The following is a 3878-nucleotide window of genomic DNA, read 5'->3' as shown; positions in this document are numbered from 1 at the left end:
CCGTCGAACACGCGCGTCCAGGCGTCGCGCGCGACCGGCCACGCCTCGGCGGATTCCAGCCGCTCGGCGGCCTCGCGGCAGGCGCCGCGCGCCGAGTCGTCGGCCGCGATCGCGCCGAGCGCCTGCCAGGCCTCGCGGGGGCGCCGCCACGCCATCAGCAGGTTGGCGGCGAGCCGGCGCGGCGCGAGCGCGGCCGGCGCCGCGAGGAGCGCCGGCAGGACCGAGTCGCGCGCCGTCGCGGGCGCGTTCGAGAGGGCGAACAGCGCCGCCGTCTCGACGTAGGGCATGGCGTCGACCGCCTGCCGCCAGCTCTCGCCGGCGCGCGCCCACGCGCCGAGCGCGACGTGCAGCTGCGCCAGCTCCATCGCCACGGCCCGCGAGCCGCGCAGCGCCGGCGCCAGCCCGCGCAGCACCGCGTCGGCGGCCGCCGTCTGCCGCGACGCGAGGAGGAGGCGCGCGTACTCGCGGTACGGCGTGGCGTCGCCGGGCGCGGCGCGGCGCCAGGCGTCGTACGCCGCGCGGTCGTCGCCGTCGCGGCGCACCGCGACGAGCGCGCGCAGCTGCACGCCGCGCTGCGTCGGGTCGCCGGGGCGGGCGCGCAGCTGCGCGGCGACGAGCGGGATGATCGAGTCGCGCATCCCGAGCTCGTCCCACACGCGCTCGAGCCCCAGGATCGCCGCGGCGCGCCCGTCTTCCCCCGCCGCCGGGTCGGCCAGCGCCTGGCGGAAGAGCGGCGCGGCCTCGCGCCCCTTCCCCGTGGACTCGAGCTCCATCGCGCGCTGCAGCGGCGCGGAGGCGGTGGACTGCGCGCCGGCCGCGCCGGCCGCCACGAGGGCGGCGAGCGCGGCGAGGGTCGGGGCGACGCGCCTCACGGCGTGCCGTTCAGCCGGCGGAAGTACTCGACGACCAGCCGCCGCTCCTCCGCGCTCAGCGCGCGCAGCTCGTTCCAGGTGGGCATCGGGAACTTGGTGGCCGAGCGCCCGCTGGTGGCGCCGTCGGCCGGCGCGACGGCGGCGACGCCGGCGCCGCTCTTCGCCTCGCGCTTTCCGGACTCGTCCTTCTCCTCGCGCTCCAGCGTCTTCCCGGCCTCCAGCAGGCGGCGGTAGAGCTGCTGCTGCCGCTGCAGCGTCGACGGGTCGGCGCCGGCGCGCTCGAGCGACTGCGCGAGCTGGCGCGCCTCGCGGGCCAGCGCGTCGGCGCGCCCGGTGGCGTCGCCCTCGCCGACCTCCTCGAGCTTCTCGGCCACGTCCTTCTGCTGGCGGGCGAGCTGGCGCATCGCGTCGCGCGCGCCCTGCCCGTCGGCCCCCGGCGAGGGCATCGGCATCCCGCTCGCCTGCGCGTTGATCTGCCCCTGCTGCCCGGCGAGCTGCTTCAGCTGCTCGATCATCTCCTCGAAGCCCGAGGCCGACGCGGCGGCGTTGACGCGCTCGCGGTCGCGCACGAGCGCCGCCGCGGCGCGCTGCAGCGACTCGCCGGCCTCGCGCATCGCGTCGGCGGAGCTCCCCTGCCCCTGCTGGCCGTTCGGCTGCGCGCCCCCCTGCTGCTGGCCGCGCTGCAGCGACTGGGTGGCCTCGGCGACCTGCTGCTTCGCCTCCTGCATCGCGCGCTGCGCGCGCTGCGACAGGTGCGACGAGCTCTTCCCGGCCTGGTCGAGGCGCTGGGCGGCCTGGTCGACGCCCTGCTGGATGGCGCTCTGCTGCCCGCGCATCTCGCCGGCGTCCTTGCCGGAGCGCGCGTCCTTCTCGAGCTGCGACTGCTCGCGCGCCATCTGCATGACGTCTTGAATGGCGCGGTCGAGCTGGTTGCTCAGCTCCCCCTTCCACTGGTCGATCTGCCCCTGCCGCGCGGCGGCGAGGCGGTCGGCGGCGGCCTGCATCTCGTTCGCCGCCTCGCGCGCGGCGTCGGCCTGCGAGCCCTGACGGCCGGCCTGCGGCTGCCCGCCCTGCTGCCCGTTCTGCTGCTGGGCCCCCTGCTGCTGCCCACCCTGCTGCTGCTGGCCGCCCTGCTGCGCGCCGCGCTGCTGCCCGCCCTGCTGCTGTTGCTGGCCGGCCTGCTGCGGCATCCCGCCCTGCTGCTCGCGTCCCTGCTGCTGCCCGTTCTGCGGGCGCTGGCCCTGCGCGCCCTGCTGCCCGTTCTGCTGCTGGCCATTCTGCTGCTGGCCGTTCTGCGGCTGCCCGTTCTGCGGCTGCCGCCCCTCCGACTCCTCGCCGTTCTGCTGGCGCGCCTGCGCCTCCTGCGCGGCGCGCTGCATCGCCTCGGCCGACTTGTCGGCGTGCGCCTCGGCCTGCTGGACGCGCTCCGCCCCGACCTGCGCCTTCTCGCGCCGCAGGCGGTCGCCGAGCTTGTCGATGTCCTGCCCCAGCTCCTTGGAGCGCTGCGCCAGCTCCCGCGCCTTGCCCGCCTCGCCCTGCCGGCCGCCCTGGTCCAGCCGCTGCGCCTCGCGCTGCTGCTCGGTCGCCAGCTCCTTCGCCTCGTCGCGCAGCGTCTGCATCGAGCCCTCGAGCGCGGCGCGCTTCAGCATCTCGGCGCTCTTCTCGAGCCGGTCGCGCAGCTGCCGCTGCTGCTGCGCCAGCTCCTCCAGCGACTGCCGCGCGCCGCTCGGCGAGAGCGAGCTCGCGTTGCGCTCCAGCTGCTCGAGCTGCTTCGCCAGCTCGGGCGTCATCGCGTCGCGCAGCATCTGCTGCACGTCCTGCATCTGCCGCGCGAGCGAGGTGTCGAGCGCGCCCGCCTGCGCGAGCTGCCGCTGCAGCGCCCTCGCCTGCTCCTGCAGCTGCTGCGTGCGGTTCTGCAGCTGCCGCTGCTCCTGCGCCAGCCCGCGCGCGCGCTCGGCCTGCTGGTAGCCCATCTGCGCCTGGCGGTCGCCCTCGTTGCCCTCGGCGCGCCCCGCCGTCTGGCTGGTGCGCGAGCGCGCCGCGTCGCCGGTGCGGCGCTGCAGGTCCTTCTGCGCGGCGGCCAGCGCGTTGGCGCGGTCGACCGCCGAGTCGGCGGAGGCGCGGGCCATCTGCCGCAGCTCGCTGGCCGACGGGACCTTGAGCACGACCTCGCGGCTCACCCCGACCTGCCGCCACGGCGACGCGTCGGTGGCCACGGCCTGCACGTGCAGCTTGTCGCCGGCCTTGAGCTGCATGGCCGACGGCTCGATGGCCGCCTCGCCCGTCCACGCGGGGGCGGCGCCGCTGAGCGCGGTCGTCGCCGGCGCCTGGCGCGTGCCGTCGGCGCGCTCGACCCAGGTGCGCAGCGCGACCGACGCGAGCCCGTGGTCGTCGCTGGCGAGGACGCGCGCGCGCAGCCCGCCCACGCCGTCGATCACCGAGTCCTGCCCCGGCGCCGCCAGCACCACGGCCGGCGTCGAGTCGGCGAGCAGCTGCACCTCGAGCGCCGCCGGCACCTCGGCCACCGGGCCGGCCGCGCCGACGGCGCGCCCCGTCCAGCGCCCGCTCGTCGTCGGCACGAACCGCCCCTCGAACGCGTGGCCGCTGGTGGCGAGCGCGATGCGCCCCTGCGCCGGGTCGGCGAGGGCGACGCCCTGCAGCGCGACGGACGCGCGCCCGCGCACGCTGAGCGCCGTGCCGCGCGGGACGCGCAGCGGCTCGCCCGGCGCCAGCGTCTCGGAGGCGCGGGCGAGGTACGCGGGGTACTCGGCGCGCACCGTCACGTCGCCCAAGTAGGCGCGGTCGGTCACGCGCACGTGCAGCGTGTCGGAGGAGGCGCGCCCGTCGGTGGCGACCAGCGCGACGTCGGCGTCGGTGGCGCCGAGGGCGAGCGGGCCCTCGCCGGCCGCGCCGAGCGGCAGCGTCAGCTCGCGCCACGGGTGCCCCGTCTCGCGCAGCGCCTCGCGCAGCGCGCGGCGGCCGGGGGCGCGCACGCGCAGCTGCAGC

1 protein-coding gene and 1 pseudogene are annotated in these 3878 nt (G+C 78.1%); both read right to left on the bottom strand.

What is annotated here, in order from left to right; genetic code table 11:
* Positions 1-872: pseudogene (locus tag PYV61_RS22135) on the bottom strand (hypothetical protein); the annotation flags it as partial.
* Positions 869-3878: hypothetical protein (locus PYV61_RS22130; protein WP_275835757.1), on the bottom strand; the 3010-nt coding region annotated here is incomplete at its 5' end. The pseudogene PYV61_RS22135 and the gene PYV61_RS22130, both read right to left, overlap by 4 nt.

Source organism: Roseisolibacter sp. H3M3-2 (assembly GCF_029211165.1).
Lineage (GTDB): Bacteria > Gemmatimonadota > Gemmatimonadetes > Gemmatimonadales > Gemmatimonadaceae > Roseisolibacter.
The sequence above is the reverse complement of the archived record's forward strand: the minus strand, read 5'-3'. Positions and strand labels throughout refer to the sequence as shown.